Raw genomic sequence first — 17730 nt, 5'->3', positions numbered from 1 at the left:
TTTGCATTGTTGATTTATTCATATTCCAGGTTAAGCGGACTCAAAAACAGCCTTTTCCATGAAATGTTTCGGTCATGCTAAAAGTTCAAACTGCAAATTTAGAAATAAGAGAGTCAGATGAGCGACAGTCAGACATTGATTCATAACGCCTTGGGCGATAAGTACGAAATTAAAGAATTGATCCAGGCCGGTGGCATGGGAAAGATTTTTTTGGGCATTCATAAAGCTCTGGGCAAAAAAGTTGCCATAAAAATTATTCACCAGGAACTGGTAAAAAACGAACATTTTAAGGCCAGGTTCTACAGAGAGGCCAAATTGGCTGCCAGCCTTGATCATCCAGGAATAATCGACATTTATGACTTTGGAACCAACGATGAATTTGACTATATAATAATGCCTTTCATTGAGGGAGAAAACTTCCAGGCCCGCATCAAAAGAGAGGGTGCGTTTGAAACTAAGACAGCATTGGAATTAATGTTAGAAATAACTGAAGCCTTGGGTCATGCCCATCAGCGAAAGGTGATACATCGAGATATTAAACCCTCAAATATAATGTTTGACAGTCGGGGAAAGGTAGTAATCACTGACTTTGGTATTTCCAAAGACCTTGGTGACAATGATTTGACTGCTCCAAATACAGTTCTCGGTTCACCAAGATTTATGAGTCCTGAACAAATCAAGGGCGATCCAGTTGATGCAAGAAGTGATTTGTATAGCCTGGGCCTTGTTTTTTATGAAATGGTTACAGGCAAGCATCCTTTTCACGGCAAAGACACAAGTGCCATATATTATGCCCAGGCCCACGAAATACCAGCAAGGCCCGAAGCAACAACCCCGGATATTCCAAGGCAGCTTGGCAATATCATAATGCGGTTACTGGATAAAGTTCCTGAAAATAGATATCAGAGTTGTGAGGCTCTTCTTCATGATCTTCAGGACTTTCAGACAGGCAAGCTGCAGTCACCTGATCAGGATCAACATCCACTTCAAGACCTTGATGATGAGAAAACCATACTTGATGACCAGACAGTAATCGATTCTACAATACTTGAGGAAGATAGAACAATATTAGACTCGACAGGTATTTCTCAAAGCAGAGAGGAAAATCAGTCAGACAAAAAAGATCAAAAGCTTTCTCCAGCTAACTTAGTTGATGTCTTGATGAATAAAAAACTTTTATTCCTCAGTACGATACTTGTTGTTAGTCTGGTCATCGTGGCAATCCTTATTCCTTTAGGAAAACAGGAGGAAGAGCTTGCAACAGCGGAGATAACTCAAAAAACTGTTCCGGATGCACAGGTAGATCATGAGCTTTCTGAACAAGAACCTCCATTGGAGATTGCATCTTTGCCTGAACATTCACCTCAGTTTGATCCAGATCCAGTCAGCCCAGATCCAGCACCTGTACAGGAAAAATCACTTTTCGACATCATACTGAATATAGGAAATGAACAATCATCTGAAAGTTTTTCTGTCTGGACAGACAAAAGTTCATATCGAATTGGAGAGCCCATAAGTTTTTTCTTTGAAAGCACTGAACCTGGTTATTTAACAATTCTGACTCTTACCACCAAGGGGGAAGTTATACAGGTTTTTCCCAACTATTTTTCATCCAGTCAGTTCATACAGCCTGGGAGAAGGTACTCTGTTCCCAACGAACAAATGGGCTTTGATTTGCAGGTGACAGGCCCTGCAGGCACAGACAAGCTGGTAGCCCTCATTTCATCCAGACCTTTTGACCTGATGGGCTCATCATTCAGCCAGACAACCCCTTTTCTCGTGGTAGGACCAGAAGATTCCAAGAAGTCTACGCAACTGATTTCAAGGCTTGAAACCCTGCAGAATCTAAATATTGAACATACAACTACTACATACTTGATCCAGCAATGACAGCCATGTATGTCACAAACCTTTTTCATCAAGGAGGATCCATATGAAAAAAATATTTTTAATTACAATATTCATCATTTTTTTTGCCTTGCATGCTCAAAGCGTGGTTGCTTCAACTCCTAAAATACTAATCAATGTTGTTCAGGAAAGAGGAGACGAAACCAGTTCATCCCTGATTAAAGAAACCGAAATGCTCATAGCGAGAAACCTTCTCAGGCAGGACTTTGAAGTAATGACCTCCGATGATATCTCTCCAATGAGTGGACTTTCCAGACAGGAAGTAGAATCAGCCAGGTCTGGAGCAATGTCCGAACTTAGAAAAGCAGCAGTCCTGAACAACGCAGCGTTTGTTGTCAGCGCAAAAGTCAGAACTCAGGTCTCCCAGGAAGAAGTTTTGAATATGCAGATGAGCAGGGCTGCTACTTCAGCTTCATACAGAATCGTGAACGCTGCAACCGGAAGAACAATTGACATGGACAGCCTGTCATTTACAACTGCAAGCCGTTCTGGACAGGAAGCTTCCCATTCCAATTATCAGAAACTGTCTCAGGAAATAGCCCAAATTGCATCTCGAAAACTGCCCTCCAGCCTGACTGCACAGGATAGAAGCCAGTTGTCAACTTATAAATCATCTCTTACGCCGAGACCTGCCCCAAGACCTGCCCCAAGACCAGAGCCTTCAGCCCAGCAACCCGAACCAGCAGACACACAGCCCACTCAAGCTGCGGCTTTGCAGCCTCAATCAGCAGAGCAGCAGGAAGAAGCAGCTCAAGCTCAACCTGCTGGCACTAATGGTCCTGAACTGGTCATCTTGAATCCCCCAGCCACAAGAGGCTTTATTCCAGTTGCCAGACAAAGAGAACTGACCATCGAGGGAATGGCCATCGACTCTCGAGGCATAACTGAGGTCAGGATTAATGGTGAAAAGGTAGAGCATGATAACGATGGAAGATTTCAGCATTCTGTGGAACTTGGATCTGGGGAAAATAGATTTTTGATTATGGCAGTCAATACTGTCGGACGAATGTCAACAAAAGATCTGGCAGTAGACAGAGGAAGCGATACAAGCCCTCCTGAACTGGTCTTATTGCGTCCTGAGGTCACGAGAGGTTTTCAGATAGCCATGAGGCCTGAAATAAAAAGCACTATAATTGAAGGCATTGTCCGTGATGAAAGTGATATCCTTTTTGTCCGGGTAAATGACCAGGACGTTCCTTTTTCAGATACTGGCCACTTTATGCACGAACTCGCTCTGGACGACTCCACCAGCACTATTTCCATCCAGGCCGCTGACATTCATGGCAACATTACCAGAAAGGCTCTGGAAATAGCGAGAGGCGAATCAGGCTGGGCTGCTGCCTCTTCAGGCTCACTCGGTCCTGTATCACCCTCAGGCAAGCCTGTTTTCTGGGGGCTTGCCATTGGGGTTTCCAAATACACCAGTTCGTCCATCAGTCTTAGATACGCTGACCAGGACGCCCTCAAGCTGGAACGATTTTTCAAGGCCCATGAAGGCAAATCCTTTTCTGAAGTTCATTTTAAGACTCTTGTAAACGAGGATGTGACACGAAACGCAATAATTGAAGCCATTACAACTCATCTTGGTAAGGCAGCTCCCAATGATATTATTTTTATATTCATGGCCGGTCATGGTATTAAGCATCGCCAGTCAGGCTCATACTATTTCATGCCCTCTGACTCTGATTTCAACAATCTTTTATCTACTGGACTGAGAATGTCTGACTTTGAAGAATCCATCAGAATTCTCTCTCATAATGTTGATAAAATAATAGTCGCTATGGATACCTGTCATGCTGGAGCCCTGCAGGTGGGCATGCGCAATCTCGGAACAGGTGAAGATTTAGCTGGTGCCATAAGTGCAGCCAGTGGTACCTATATCCTGTCCGCTTCCAAGGCAGGAGAAGTATCACTGGAATCAGACAAGTTTCGCCTTGATCCAGACTTTACCGGGCATGGAGCATTTACCTATGCCCTTGTCAATGCCATGCGCGGCGAGGCAGATTATGACAGGGACGGATACGTTTCCTTAAACGAAGTTTTTCAGTTTGTTTCCAGGCAAGTTCCAAGATTGACCAACGGCCAGCAGCACCCCTACTTCAGGATGCAGGGAACTGACCTGCCTCTGGTCAGACTTCAATAACCTTAAGCACTTTCAGGTATAAATCATGAGATTAAAATTTCAAGTAACACTGTTTGCGTTATTAATGTTTGCAATGGCTCTCACTGGATGCCAGGCCCATCACTCAGGACAATATTCATCACCTCCGCCACAATTGCAGGACCAGGAGCAAAGGGTTGACTGGAGCAGAATACCCCCGCCTCCTGCTGACAGAGAGCTGGTGGCTATTGCCGGTTTTGAAAACAAAAGCACCTATTCCGCTGACCGATTGTGGGACACCTCCGGCCAGTTTCTTGCCTCACACCTGCTCAGAGCAGGCTATTTCAGGGTTGTGGAATGGGAAGAGATGAAACGTCTTTTTGACTGGGATACTTTAAGTCAGGTGGATATCATCAGAAGTCCTGAAAACATGCAGAGAGCCAGAAGAATTCTACTCTGTGAGTATTTTATTTCCGGAGCCATTACAAGATTCAACGTTCATACCCATTCCCAGGTCAGTGCTACATCCCGAGCAAGAACTGTAGATACAACCGTCAGGGTGGACCTTCTCCTCCAGAATGCCCAGACAGGAGAATATCTTTCCACAGGTCAGGGAGAACATACCATACGTCAGACTTTTTCCGGAGGACCTGCCGGCGGACAGGTTGGTTCATGGGACAGCAGCGCTGGAGACGATGCTCTGGACATGGCCATAGGCCAGGCCCTGGTAGAGCTTATCTCAACTTATAACAGACACAGCAGGCCGACAACTCCGTCACAACCGGAAGCGCCGAAACAGCCGGAAATAAGGCAGGATGGCAGTGGCGTTATATTGAATTAATTTTAGAAAAATGGTAAGGTAAGATTATGTTTTTCAAAAAGGCTGGTACGCTGATTACACTCTTTTCCTGGGTTTGCTTAACCATGGCAACATCAGGTCATGCACAATCCAGAGAGGATCAGGAATTCTGGGAAGTAAATCCCCAGTATGAAAAGTACTCCCCCAATGTGATCGCTGTTTTACCTATGGATAACTTTTCATTGGAGCCTGAGCTTGAAGATGTTTTGTACAGCGAAGTTTACCAGAGGCTGCAAGCCAAGGGTTACCGCAGAGTTTCAGTTGAAGCTGTACAAGATGTAATGGATGACCTGGGCATCCAGACCCCTGGACAACTGCAGGGAATAAGTCTTGAGCGTCTATGCAGCAAACTCAATACTGAGGCGGTACTCCTGGGGCAAGTGGATCAGTCTGCTTCGATTCATCAGGGCGTATATGATGCAGTTGTAGTTTCCTGTTCATTAAGACTGACTCATTGCCAGACAGGTCAACTTCTGTGGCGCAGTGAACAATGGCGTACTGCTCACAGACAATGGCAGATAGACCCTTTTAACGCTATCATCAACCTGATGGCCCACTCTTCAGCTTCCAGATCTGATAGAATAGCCTGGCTGGTACAGGAAATGCTCAAAACTCTGCCCCCTGGAAAAATTACTATCCAGGAGGACAACCTGCTTCAAAGAGCTATTCAGGTTCAAAGCGCAACAGACTAAAGATATCTTTTAATTTTTTAACCCATTTAGGAGGAATTATGACAAGAATTATGCCCTGGATCAAACAGTTTCGCAGTGCAGGTGAAAAATCGCTGATTATCTTCATGTGCCTCTCACTTGTATTGTCTACCCTGGCACCCGCTCTTATGGCCGCTGAAACTTCAGCGCAGACCAACATGAGACATACTGCTCCCAAGTACTTTGTACCTGAACACCGGATTCAGCTTGAGGCACAGGTGTCTGACCCCAGTGGAATTGAACTGGTTCGCTGCTACTTTAAATCAGCCGGGGAAGCTGACTTTGTCTTTGTACCCATGACCAATACCAGAAGAAATAACTTCGCAGGCGTTCTTCCTGCTCCTTCCAGATCAACAGAGCAGATTGAATACCTGTTTCTGGCAGTCAATGCCAACAATGAGGTTGTCAAGTCACAAACATTTGTCATCAATCAGGAAGATAAGGATAAGGCTCCTGCCTGGCAGGACATCCCAGCTGACAGTGAAATCCACGTCAGTATGGAGCTGGACCAGGTACCAGCAGATGTCCCTGGTTTTACCGACAATATTGCCATGAACGCTGTTGAATCTGGCGCAAGATTCGGTGTAGTAGCAGGTGGACTTTACCAGCTCACTTCATCAACCAGTGGGTCTGCAGCCGCAGCAACTACTGCTGGTACAGTTAGTGCCAGTGCTGCAGGCATTGGAACAGCTGGTGCAGTAGCCCTTGGTGTTGGCGCTGCTGCTGCAGTAGGAGGCGCAGCCGCAGCTGGAGGCAGCTCTGGTGGTGGCGGCTCTTCGCCATCCCCAGATCCAGTTGATCCTCAAACTTGGAGCTCATGGCATGTGCCCTCTAACCCTGTAGCTGGCCAGGATGTTACTGTTTATGTAAGGGTTAACTCACTAGGTGTTAAAGTTGACTACAGCTGGCAGGGAACAGATGGATGGTCTGGCAGTGGAACGGAAATTTCTGACAATAGTGGTCAAATCAGCTTTGTTATTGAAGGAGCTGATCCCGGAGTAACTGATACTGTAACGGTTTCAGTACCAGCTTGGGGTCCTTCATACACAAAGACCTGGACATATACCTTTATTCCAGGATAATCTCAAAATATTTAATTATTTTTACTGGGTGCCGCCTGATTACACTTCACCTTGAACGGCAGCACCCGGTAAAATATAAAATAAAAATAATCATAACTGCTCACCATGCTGCAAATGCACACATTTTGGACCGGATCCCCATCGTAATTGCTAAGCTTGGCTCGAAAATTAATCATTATCTATAAATCAGAATAATATGAAAAAACCATTATTTTTTTCACAATCAAACTGACTTAGAGATAGCAAGCACAAATGATTGGTATTTTTTTCAGAAAAATAAAGACTAGCACTTTAATCTTAATAGTTTGTTTGAATTTCCCAGCCCATGCCCAGGACATTTACGACCTTGAAAGAATCGTCAACCGGGCCATTGAAGCCAATTGGGGAATGATTGACGCTCGGGATGATATTCACAGATCAAACTTACGCCTTGAGTCTGCAGAGTCTGACTTTGAACTTAAAATTTATCCTGGAGCCGGAATAGGTGTATCAGGAGGAGATGATTCATCAACAGATACTGATTTGAATCTTGAAATCAGTCTGGAAAGAAAGACTCAGGTCGGTACAAGAGTAGACATTACTCCATCTGTGCAAAGAATTGACAATGAATACCGTTCCAGAGCTAACCTGCGTATCATTCAGCCCTTGCTAAGAGGGGCAGGACGTGATTACACTATGTCAGGTGTCTATAGCGCTCGCTATGGTACAAGAAGCGCTTTGAGAGCCCAGCAGCAAAGGGAAATTGAAACAGTACTTGGAGCTGTGCGTAACGGATATGAGGTAGTTCGTCAGCGCGAACTTCTCCGCTTACGGCAAGAATCATATCAAAGGCTAAGTGATCTGGCTGAGGCCACTGCCATCAAAGAGCGTATGGGCCTTGTCAACTCCATGGATCTGTTCAGAGTTAGAATACAGCTTAACCAGGCTGAAGATGAACTTATTAGAAGCCAGGAGTCATATATTGACGCTCTGGATGCATTAAAAATTTTTTTAGCATTGCCGCTTGAAAGAGATATATCTGTTACCCTGCCATTGGAAGTTGACAGAATTTATCCTGATGAGCAGGAAATGATTGATACTGCCATGGACAATCGTATAGAGATTGAGCAAGTCAGAGATGCCCTGGCTGAATCAAGAAGACTGAGTGATGTTGCAAGAAAAGACACTCTCCCAGAACTGGACGTGATCTTATCTTTCAGCCAGGCAGGTGACTCTTCATCCAGATTTCCCGGTTCCATGCCCGACAGCACTTCATGGGGTATCAGCCTGGGATCCAGCACAGACTTACGGAGAACTTCTCAAAAAGCTGCATATGAAGAAAGCCTCATAAGTTTGCAACAGGCAGCAAGAAGACAAAGTTTCACAAGAGATGACATTACCGCTCAAGTCAAAAGGGAACTTCGAAACCTTGAAAGGCTTGACAAAGCCATTGACAATCAGGAAGAGCAGATCCATCAATCCAGAGGTCAGCTCGAACTTTCCAGAATAAAATTTCAACACGGCATGGCAGACAACTTTGATCTCATTGACGCAGAAATCTCACTGAGGCGCTCCCAAACACAGCTTGCCTCAGCTGTAATCGACTATATCGTAGGACAATACAGACTTAGAGCAGCCATCGGTACCTTAGTACAAAGATAATCAGTTATTTTATAAAGGTTAGAACTGAAAATATTGACGATCAGTCACATTTTATGAAACAATTCATAGTCAAAAACAAGATAATTATCTCAATCAGCGCAACCATCCTTTTTCTGCTGCTAATCTATACAAGCTTTTCTGATTCATCCACCCCGTCCAGCCAAATACTTACTACCCCTGCCATCAAAACTGACATGGTGGTGGAAGTCCGCACTGTAGGAGAACTTGATGCTGCTAATTCTATAGTCCTAAGCTCTTCGGTTCGCGGTGATCGGGGCAAAATTATCTATCTTGTGGAAGATGGAAAGCATGTTGAGGAAAGTGATGTTCTGGTCAGACTTGATCCTTCTGTTTTTGAAGAAGAAGTTATCAAGCTCAGGTCAAGGGTTATTGAACTTGATACTCTGGTTGATGCCCAGGACCAACTCCTTCAATGGGAGAAAAACCAGGTGGAGCGTGAAATAACAAGGGCTGAAAGTGATTTGCAGATTGCAAGGCTTGAACTTCGCAGACTGGAAAAAGGTGAAGGTCCCAGAGAACTGGCCAGACTTGAGGCTGAAGCAAACCGGGCCAGAGACGACTATGATCAAAAACTGAGTTTTAATGAATCATTAGAGGAGCTCAGCGAGAGAGGGTTTGCCAATCCCACTGAACAGGCCCAGATCAAAAAGATGATTGATGAATCACGACAGGCCTATACAATGGTTGCCATGCAACTTGAAAGCTACAGGGACCACCTGTTGCCTGTCCAACTTGAAAAGGCCAGGGCTGCCATAACTGCAGCTGAAGTTAATCTTGAGCAGACAAAAGTTGGAGGTGGATACAAGATTGGACAGGCCATGGCTGCCTTAGAGAGGTCTGAGCAGGAGTTACAAACTGCGAGACAAAGCCTGAATACAGCCCAGCAGGAACTGAGTGCGACTGTTATTCGAGCACCAGGTCCTGGAATGGTTGTTCTGGCTGAGCAGATCAGAGGCAACACCAATAGAAAACCAAGAGTGGGTGATCAGGTCTGGCAGAATCAGCCTCTGGTTTATCTGCCCGATATCTCTCGGATGATAGTAAATACCCAGGTTCGAGAAACTGACCTGCACAAGATTGATGTTGGCAAGTTAGCTCTGGCAAGGGTTGATGCTTATCCTGAGCTTAACCTGACGGGGCGTGTTGAATCCATCGGTGTACTGGCTGATCAAGGTGCAGATGGCCGTCAAAGAGGTAAATTTTTCAGGGTGACCATCAGTTTAGATCAGTCAGACCCCAGGTTAAGGCCAGGTATGACAGCCAGAGTCAATATTATTTGTCAGGAAGAATCTGACGTGTTGGTAATTCCTTCATTCGCCCTATTCAGGGAAGGTGACCAGAACTTTGCTTATGTACAGTCAGGGAGAGGATTTGAACGAAGAGAGATAGCAGTCGGAGCAAGAAGCGAAGAGCTTGTGGAAATCCAGAAAGGACTTGAGCCAGGAGAGCATGTTGCTCTGAGCAGACCTCCTCATGACAGAGTTTTAAGAACAAGGTATTTTTAAACTTTTTGAGACTGCAAAGTGCTTTTTTGTAACATTTTTTTAATATACCTCGATTTTCATACAGTATCAATACTGTGAATATTTACCAGCCGGTAATAATCCTTCCAGACATTCAGGTTTGGCAAAAGTCTGGCAACCAACGCGGCAGTTCTCTCAGCACCCCGCTCGCAATATTGTGCAAATTAATGCTTATTTCTTTCAATTTCTAAGGCTGCATATCATTCAAAATCATCCTGCTATGAATAGAATCAAAAACTCACTTCCTGAGTCGTTGCCCTTAATCAAAACAGCAAACCTGTGTAAAAGCTATACCTCTGGTAACGAAACTGTCCATCCATTATATAACGTTAATATGGAGATTCTTCATGGTGAATTTATAGCAATAATGGGTCCGTCAGGGACCGGCAAATCCACCCTGCTGCATATACTTGGCTGCCTTGACCGTCCTGACAGTGGATCTTACCATCTGAACGGTAAAAACATATTACAGCTTGATGATATCGAGCTATCTTTACTGCGGGCATCTAAAATTGGTTTTGTGTTTCAGGCCTATAATCTGATATCTCAATGCACACTTATTGATAATGTGGCCATGCCTTTTTTATATCATCCTGCCCCTCCAGAAAACATTTATGATCTGGCACGAACAGCTTTGAAAAAAGTCGGACTGGCTGAACGCGAAACTCACCGCCCCAACCAGTTATCAGGTGGGGAAATGCAAAGAGCAGCCATAGCCAGGGCGTTAATTATCAAGCCCCTTGTTGTCCTGGCAGACGAGCCTACGGGAAATCTGGATAATGAGAATACCAAGTCTATTCTCAACCTCTTTCATGAAATGCATTGGCAAGGCACCACCCTCATTGTGGTCACCCATGATGATGAAGTTGCGGAAGCAGCTGACAGAGTATGCTTTATAAAAAATGGATCATTAAGTGGATAAATCAATTTTTTTTTCATTCGCCAGAAAACAGGTATGGCTGCAGGCCTGGCAAGCATTGACACTGCACAGAATGCGCAGTCTTTTAAGCACTCTGGGCATTGTTTTCGCTGTGATGGCAGTTGTCACTATGCTCGCAATAGCCGAAGGGGCCAAAAGGCAAACCCTGGAACAAATTGGACGTCTTGGAACAAATACAATTCTTATCAGAAATTCCGAAACATCTATTTTTGAGGGCGATATCCCATCAATGGCTCCCAATCTGGGATACAATGATATCATTCAATTATCTCAGCTTCCTGGTTTAGAATCCATATCAGCTGTCAGAGAATCTTCAACGGTCATCAGTGAATTAGGACGATCAGGCTCAGCAACAAACCTTTCAGTTAATCCCGCTTACATAGATTCAAGAGGACTCAATCTTGCGAGAGGTAGATTTATCTCTGACTTAGACGTGGAAAACCGTCATGAAGTATGCGTTCTTGGGGCAGAGTTAGTCAGGCGAATCGGGCATGGGGCGGAAATAGGCTCAACTATTCACTTAGATGGTACGCCCTGTCGTATTATCGGTATATTACGTTCAAGGGGCAGTATAGATCAGGACGCACTGCCGCTAACTCTTAGAGATTTTGACAATACTGTAATCACTCCTTTAAGCAGTGACGCAGGATCAATGTCGTCTTTTGCCGTAACTGAAAGTTTGTCGGAAGTATTACTCAAAGTTTCAGATGTAAGCCATATCGAACAAACAACCTCAGCTATTAGAAGGGTACTTTTGTGGAACCGGGACGGTCTGGAAAACTTCGAGATTATTATACCACTTGAGCTTTTGTCTCAGGCCAGACAGGCCCAGCGCCTGTTTAATATTGTTCTCGGCAGCATTGCAGGTATTTCTATGATTGTGGGAGGTATAGGAATTATGAATATTATGCTGGCCAACGTATCTGAAAGAACAAGAGAGATAGGCATCCGGAGAGCTATTGGCGCTAACACTAAACATATTGTCACCCAATTTCTGGGAGAATCCATCCTGCTGACAGTAATGGGAGGAATACTTGGCATTTTACTGGGATCAGTAACTGCCTTGTCTGTCAGTTCTTTTATTCAGTGGCAGACATATATAAGCCCCTGGTCTCTGCTCCTGGCTATGCTCATGTCCATAGGGGTAGGCATTGCCTCGGGCATTTACCCGGCTGTCAAGGCAGCCAGAATGGATCCGGTAGATGCTCTGAGACATATTTAAGAGAATGGACTAATGCGGGCTGTGCCCACACCCCACTTCTAAGTAACTACATTTTTATGTCAATTATTTCAAGCTGTTATGTTTTTCAGCTTGTTACGATTTTTCCTTAAGATTCACTTACAATTACCAAAAAAGTTCCGTCAAAGATGGGAACTTTGCGCTTGGCACAGGGACTGTCCCTCGCTATGTAAATTTTTTCATTAAAACCGATTTTTGCCAAAAACCAATGCAGTATCAAACTTTTTAACGTTTCCTCGCGGGGACTGTCCCAAAGTCCATAGAGGAGACTCATTTTCAGTTACTCGCAGGTTCGGTCCCGGGCCGCCCGGGTGAGGAGCTTACAAGTAACTACAATCGTTTTGCCAATAAAATCAGATGTTTACATTTTTCACAGACTCATTTTCAGTTACTCGCAGGTTCGGTCCCGGGCCGCCCGGGTGAGGAGCTTACAAGTAACTACAATCGTTTTGCCAATAAAATCAGATGTTTACATTTTTCACATTTATACGGTTTTTGCTCATGATTGATGCACATTTGCCAGAAAAGTTCCGTCAAAGATGAGAGCTTTACGCCTGGCACAGGGACTGTCCCTCGCTGTGTAAATTTTACCATTAAAGCAAATTTCTTCCAGGAACCAATGCAGTATCCTTCTTATTTATAGTACCTCGCGGGGACTGTCCCAATTTTCAGAAAAGTGACAGATTCGTAAAGTTACTCACACGTTCGGTCCTGGTCCGCCCAGGTGAAGAGCTTCTAAACAGAAACAGTTAAGTTGAGGCGTTGACTGATTTTTCAGACTGAATGCTGAAGGCTGAAGAAGCAGTATCTTGGGCATTATTTCTCATATCAAAGAAAGTAACTTCTCAAAAACTCCGGCAATCGTAACCCAAGAAAAGACCTGGATTCCGGCTTTCGCCGGAATGACGAAAGAGAACAGATCATAGCATTGCGATGTCATACCGGCGGAAGCCGGTATCCAGGAATACTGCCCGGAGTTTTTGAAAAGTTACCAAAGAAAAAATTTTTTTGTTTTTTGCTAAAGGATTGAGGCGGTAAGTTACTAAAGAAAACAAAGCGGGAAAAAACAGCATAGGACATTTGAGTATAAATTTATATTTATTTACATAAAACTTAATCGAACCATGATAACCAGGTCAGGCAGGGCGTGAAGCTGTGTTTCTCGCGTTGAGATTATCTTCAGGTAGAGGGTAGAGATATTTATGCACGAATCTGTCAGGAAGAACCGACCATACTTTTACCATGAGCAGTATAATCAGCACTGAAAAAATCAGTCTGATCAAAAGAATGCCGGAAAGATGTGCTCCCAGGAGCATCATTAGCAAAGTGTCTTCTATAAGGCTGTGGGCAATGCCCATTAAGGTGAGTGAAAAGAATATATCCTGTTTTTTGATCTTTTCTGTACGGGCTTCCTTTATGATCAGCGCTCCACCATAAGCAAGTCCCATGGTCAGGCCTACAATAGTAATGGATGCAGCTTCTTTGCCTATACCCATAAGCCTGAAAAGAGGTCCAAGAAGCCAGATAAACAATTCAGTAGCCCTGATATGGTCTAAAAAACGAATGACAGCCATCAAAATCAGAATAATTACAAAAACGACTCCCAGGTTTTTAAGCTGGGAAAAGATCCAGAAAAGTAATCCATCGGGCTGGGGGTTGGGCCGCCAGACCACGGTATTAGTTGCCTGCAGCCAACCACCCCACTCATAAATAAAGTTAAGTATTATACCCAGTATCAATGCACAGCCTATCCTGAACAGGCCCTGAAAAATCAATCTTGTACCTGCCCTTTGTGCAATGCGCAGCTCAATTGGCAGGGCATGCGCCATAAGTATGGCTGTTGATAATATTGTAACCTGAGCCACGGTGAGTTCAAAGCTTTCAGGCAGAGAGACAAAGACAATCATGGCGCTGTATATATTATTAACCATGGCCGTAGCCCACACCAGCCCCATAATACCGGGCAGCCCCATAAGGTGCATCAGAGGTTCCAGGGCAGATGCCAGGTAAGGAAGCAAACCAAGCTCAGCAATTAACTTTACAGCGATAATGATGGGCACCATTATCTTCAAAAGTTCAATCCAGGCTGTAAATGACTCTTTAATTACGCTGTATATAGCTTTTGCAAAAGACTTCATGCTGAGTATGTTTAATTTTGGGGGTCCAGGGTCAATAGTCCAATGTCCAAGGTATAAGGTCCAAGGTCCAAGGTCTAAGGTCCAAGGTCCACCGTTTAAAGTCTAAAGTCTAAAATCATGGGGCTAATGTATAAAGTATAAAGTCCGGGGCATAGTCAAAAAAATCTTATTCGTATCTGTTTAGCGCTTTTAAGGAAAGCAGGGGACAGGCACTCCGGGACCCATTTGAGCATCAATTTGTGCTCAAAGTGACTCATTTTTGGAACAAGTGGGTCCCGGAAGAGCCAGTCCCCGTGCCACATCCAAAGCGCTAAACAGATACTCCTATTCAAGGTTTTCAGCTTTCAACCCTCAACCTCCAGCCTTCAGCCTCCAACCTTCAACCTCCAGTCTTCAGTCTTCAGCCTTCAACCTTTAACCTTCAACCTTCAACCTTCAGCCTTCAACCTTCAACCTCCAGCCTTCAACCTTCAGTCTTCAACCTTCAGCCTTCAGCCTTCTCCCATAATCCTTCTCCCTCCACTCTTCAAAAAATCTGTCTTAACAGATCTTCTTCAGTGCTCGGTCCTGTCTGAGCCTGCTCTCCTGTACTTGATGAGACACTTCTGCGGGTTGGTTCAGTGCCTGCGATAAATGGCAGAAAATAACTGCCTTCAGCACCGGAGTCAGCCAGAAGACCAGTTTCCGAATCTATCCTGACCATGGTCACCCCTGCTGGACGAGAAAAGTCCTGCACAGGATAGTCTTCTTCCACCTGCTGACGGTAGTTTACCCATATAGGAGAGGCAGCTCTGGCACCAGTTTCAAACCTTCCCATGGGCGTCAATTGATCAAAGCCAACATAGACCCCGGTAATAAGATAAGGAGAGTACCCAATATACCAGGCATCGTTTTGATCATTGGTGGTACCTGTCTTGCCTGCCACCGGTCTGTTAAGCACCCTGGCTCTCCAGCCAGTTCCATCACGAACCACTTCCTGAAGAATATTTGTAATAATATAAGCGTTTTCAGGAGTTGTTGCCTGCACAGGATGATCTTCATTACGGTAAAGCTCATTTCCCCATGAGTCTGCTACCCTGTTGACAAACCTTAAGGGCATGTATGATCCATCTCTGGCAAAGGCTGAATAGGCCTGACATAAATTCAAAAGAGACATGGGCACGGACCCAAGACTGATGGAAAGATCTCTTGGAAATTCTTCATCAATGCCAAAGTCCCTGAAGCGCGAAACCATCTCATTAATGCCCATCTGCTGAGCAATGCGGATCGTCACAAGATTTCTTGACTTCACAAGGGCAGTACGCAGCAAGGTTGGCCCATAAAAAACACCTTCAAAATTCTTGGGTCTCCAGCTGGTCATTGTGGTGAAATCGTCATATACAATGGGAGCGTCAAGCACAGTTGAGGCTGGAGTAAAACCATTATCCATGGCAACGGAATACACAAAAGGCTTGAAAGCCGAGCCTGGCTGTCTTTTGGCTTGCGTAGCGCGGTTAAAATGACTGCGGTTAAAATCATAGCCGCCCGCTATAGCCAGAACTTCTCCAGTCCTGGGATCAGCTGAAACAAGTGCTCCTTCAACAACTGGCTCCTGTTCCAGAGCGAGTTCCAGAATTTCCGGCTCATCATCTTCAGTCAGCTTAATAGAAGCCCATACAATATCCCCTTTTTTCAGCACTCTTGTGGCATCACGAACAGCTCGCACCTCTTCCGGAGCTCTGGACGGATCTAAAGTTCTGCACCACGACATGGTGGATACATCCATCCAGCCTTTATATGGTCCAAACCGGACACTGGCCCCTGATTCCTGCACATCCTCCACTAGAGCCTGCAACCATCTCTTTCCCTGTAACTGATCATCACTGATATCCTGACTCAGGAAATTATCGTACTGGTCAGGCTCAATATTATCCAAAGGGCCTCGCCACCCCCTTCTTTTGGTGGATTCGCGAAGCCCCTGCCTTAATGCAGATTGCGCTGCATCAAGATGCTTGATAGCAGCCCCGGTATTTACAAGAAGCCCGCCCTCATAAACCTTGTCTTCACCAAACTTACGAATCAATTGCCTTCTAACCTCTTCAAGATAATAGGGACCGTGTCTCCAGGATGGATCCGGCATGGACTCGTATTCCAAGGGCTCTGTCATTGCTTCCTCAAACTCTTCTGAGGTGATCCAGCCCAGATCTCTGAGGCGATTCAGAACATAAACCTGTCTGTGCCTTGCCCCCTGAGGATTGCGATAAGGATTAAGTCTGGACGGGGCCTTGGGCAATGCAGCGATCAATGCGGACTGGGCAAGAGTCAAGTCCCTGGCATTTTTTCCAAAGTAAATCCTGGCTGCAGCTTCTACACCATAAGCCCTGGCACCGAGAAAAATCTGGTTGAGGTAAATGGTCAGTATTTCATCTTTTGTGAGATGATTTTCCAAGCGGTATGCAAGAATAGCCTCTTTTATTTTTCTGGTATAGCTTCTCTCAGGAGTCAGTAAAAGTGACTTTATTACCTGCTGGGTGATGGTACTCCCACCCTGGACAATTTCACCTGCCTGAAAATTTTGAATTGCTGCTCTGACAATCCCCAGAAACTCCACGCCTTCATGTTCATAAAATCCGGCATCTTCAGCAGCCAGGAAAGACTTGACTACCCATGGAGACACTTGATTCAGAGACACAAGAAAACGCATCTCACGATAAAAATATCCAAGCACTTCATCGTCTCTCGTCAAAACAGTTGTGACAAGAGGAGGATTGTAGTCAGAAATATCTTTATAATCCGGTAGATCCTGAGCAGCCCATTTGTAGACACCATATCCAGCGCCAACTGCGGCAATGCTGAGAAAAATAAATATAATCAGAATAATCTTTAAAAATTTCATAATTGTTCTGGGTTCCGGGTTCTAAGTTCTAAGTTATAAGTTATAATTTGATTTGCTGCTTTCCAGATTACTGACCATGGTCAGATATTTTTTTCTTAAATCTTCTGGATCAACTCCAAACAATCGAATAAGTTGCTGAACGGATTTTTGTTCATTCTGTGCAAGACACCCGGGATCTTCCAGAACAAACAGTTTGTCATTGTAAAACCAGAAAGGGTAAATCCTGCAGTAAACTGGCCTTAAATCGTGGGGCAGGGAGCATCCATTATTACCAAGAAAAACGCACGAGTAATCTTCAGTATTGTTTAGACGAAAGTGAGAATTGTCAAGGCTGAAAATGGATAACAGTTTTTTTCTCGGCCAGGGCAGAAGCTTGCCTAATCTATGGATAAAATCTGCCTGGTTTGGTTCTTCAATATAAAAATCATGAGATGCCGAATAAGCACTTATGGTCTGAATTTCGTGATTTGACAAGGGAAAACAGTATTTTTCCGCACCAGGATTGATCCGACAACACGTTGGATTGACCTGACTGCACCTGACACAGACGTAGTCTGAAGTTGCAGGAGGGGTGATACTTACCATGAAAATAATGCGGGCTTTACCCAAAAGCCAACAGAAACAAGGATCGTCAAGTTGGGGGCATAACTGGACTTTTCAGACTGAAGGCTGAATGTGAAAGGTGGAAGATT

12 protein-coding genes are annotated in these 17730 nt (G+C 44.6%); 9 read left to right on the top strand and 3 right to left on the bottom strand.

The window, feature by feature from the left end; all coding sequences use genetic code 11:
- Positions 1-117 precede the first annotated feature (117 nt).
- The 9 genes from LZ23_RS22240 (at position 118) to LZ23_RS03350 (ending at position 12007) form a co-directional block, all read left to right on the top strand.
- Positions 118-1890, top strand: coding sequence for a serine/threonine-protein kinase (locus tag LZ23_RS22240; protein WP_052507078.1), 1773 nt, complete (start codon positions 118-120; stop codon positions 1888-1890).
- A gap of 43 nt (positions 1891-1933) precedes the next feature.
- Positions 1934-4051: a caspase family protein gene (locus LZ23_RS03385; protein WP_045211596.1), complete on the top strand. Its 2118-nt coding sequence runs from the start codon at positions 1934-1936 to the stop codon at positions 4049-4051.
- Between the two features lie 25 nt (positions 4052-4076).
- Positions 4077-4850 (top strand): CsgG/HfaB family protein, encoded by a 774-nt coding sequence (locus LZ23_RS03380; RefSeq protein WP_045211595.1) that lies wholly within the window; start codon positions 4077-4079, stop codon positions 4848-4850.
- Between the two features lie 26 nt (positions 4851-4876).
- The gene (locus LZ23_RS03375; RefSeq protein ID WP_045211594.1) at positions 4877-5560 is read left to right on the top strand and encodes a GNA1162 family protein; all 684 of its coding nucleotides are present in this window, start codon (positions 4877-4879) and stop codon (positions 5558-5560) included.
- A 38-nt stretch (positions 5561-5598) separates the two neighbouring features.
- Entirely contained in the window at positions 5599-6660 is a 1062-nt protein-coding gene (locus LZ23_RS03370; protein WP_045211593.1) for a hypothetical protein, read from the top strand.
- 252 nt (positions 6661-6912) lie between these two features.
- Positions 6913-8301 (top strand): TolC family protein, encoded by a 1389-nt coding sequence (locus LZ23_RS03365; protein WP_045211592.1) that lies wholly within the window; start codon positions 6913-6915, stop codon positions 8299-8301.
- Between the two features lie 53 nt (positions 8302-8354).
- Positions 8355-9827, top strand: a complete 1473-nt coding sequence (locus LZ23_RS03360; protein WP_045211591.1) for an efflux RND transporter periplasmic adaptor subunit — start codon at positions 8355-8357, stop codon at positions 9825-9827.
- Between the two features lie 238 nt (positions 9828-10065).
- Positions 10066-10767: an ABC transporter ATP-binding protein gene (locus LZ23_RS03355; RefSeq protein WP_052507083.1), complete on the top strand. Its 702-nt coding sequence runs from the start codon at positions 10066-10068 to the stop codon at positions 10765-10767.
- A complete protein-coding gene (locus LZ23_RS03350) occupies positions 10760-12007 on the top strand; it encodes an ABC transporter permease (protein WP_045211589.1) in 1248 nt (415 codons plus the stop codon). Before LZ23_RS03355 ends, LZ23_RS03350 begins: the two co-directional genes overlap by 8 nt.
- 1154 nt (positions 12008-13161) lie before the next feature.
- Here LZ23_RS03350 and LZ23_RS03345 read toward each other — a convergent pair.
- The 3 genes from LZ23_RS03345 to LZ23_RS03335 form a co-directional block, all read right to left on the bottom strand.
- Positions 13162-14163 (bottom strand): hypothetical protein, encoded by a 1002-nt coding sequence (locus LZ23_RS03345; protein ID WP_045211587.1) that lies wholly within the window; start codon positions 14161-14163, stop codon positions 13162-13164.
- A gap of 526 nt (positions 14164-14689) precedes the next feature.
- Complete coding sequence (locus LZ23_RS03340; RefSeq protein ID WP_045211586.1) at positions 14690-17038, bottom strand: penicillin-binding protein 1A; 2349 nt, start codon at positions 17036-17038, stop codon at positions 14690-14692.
- A gap of 33 nt (positions 17039-17071) precedes the next feature.
- On the bottom strand, positions 17072-17623 hold the full coding sequence (locus tag LZ23_RS03335) for a YkgJ family cysteine cluster protein (RefSeq protein ID WP_052507077.1): 552 nt from the start codon (positions 17621-17623) through the stop codon (positions 17072-17074).
- Positions 17624-17730 lie beyond the last annotated feature (107 nt).

The organism is Desulfonatronovibrio magnus (genome assembly GCF_000934755.1).
Taxonomy (GTDB): domain Bacteria; phylum Desulfobacterota; class Desulfovibrionia; order Desulfovibrionales; family Desulfonatronovibrionaceae; genus Desulfonatronovibrio; species Desulfonatronovibrio magnus.
The sequence above is the reverse complement of the archived record's forward strand: the minus strand, read 5'-3'. Positions and strand labels throughout refer to the sequence as shown.

What these genes read in the sequence shown, in the direction of transcription:
- LZ23_RS03370 (WP_045211593.1), top strand. Translation starts at nt 5,599, where the DNA reads ATGACAAGAATTATGCCCTGGATCAAACAGTTTCGCAGTGCAGGTGAA.
- LZ23_RS03385 (WP_045211596.1), top strand. Translation starts at nt 1,934, where the DNA reads ATGAAAAAAATATTTTTAATTACAATATTCATCATTTTTTTTGCCTTG.
- LZ23_RS03335 (WP_052507077.1), bottom strand. Translation starts at nt 17,623, where the DNA reads ATGGTAAGTATCACCCCTCCTGCAACTTCAGACTACGTCTGTGTCAGG.
- LZ23_RS03355 (WP_052507083.1), top strand. Translation starts at nt 10,066, where the DNA reads ATGAATAGAATCAAAAACTCACTTCCTGAGTCGTTGCCCTTAATCAAA.
- LZ23_RS03365 (WP_045211592.1), top strand. Translation starts at nt 6,913, where the DNA reads ATGATTGGTATTTTTTTCAGAAAAATAAAGACTAGCACTTTAATCTTA.
- LZ23_RS03340 (WP_045211586.1), bottom strand. Translation starts at nt 17,038, where the DNA reads ATGAAATTTTTAAAGATTATTCTGATTATATTTATTTTTCTCAGCATT.
- LZ23_RS03360 (WP_045211591.1), top strand. Translation starts at nt 8,355, where the DNA reads ATGAAACAATTCATAGTCAAAAACAAGATAATTATCTCAATCAGCGCA.
- LZ23_RS03345 (WP_045211587.1), bottom strand. Translation starts at nt 14,163, where the DNA reads ATGAAGTCTTTTGCAAAAGCTATATACAGCGTAATTAAAGAGTCATTT.
- LZ23_RS22240 (WP_052507078.1), top strand. Translation starts at nt 118, where the DNA reads ATGAGCGACAGTCAGACATTGATTCATAACGCCTTGGGCGATAAGTAC.
- LZ23_RS03380 (WP_045211595.1), top strand. Translation starts at nt 4,077, where the DNA reads ATGAGATTAAAATTTCAAGTAACACTGTTTGCGTTATTAATGTTTGCA.
- LZ23_RS03375 (WP_045211594.1), top strand. Translation starts at nt 4,877, where the DNA reads ATGTTTTTCAAAAAGGCTGGTACGCTGATTACACTCTTTTCCTGGGTT.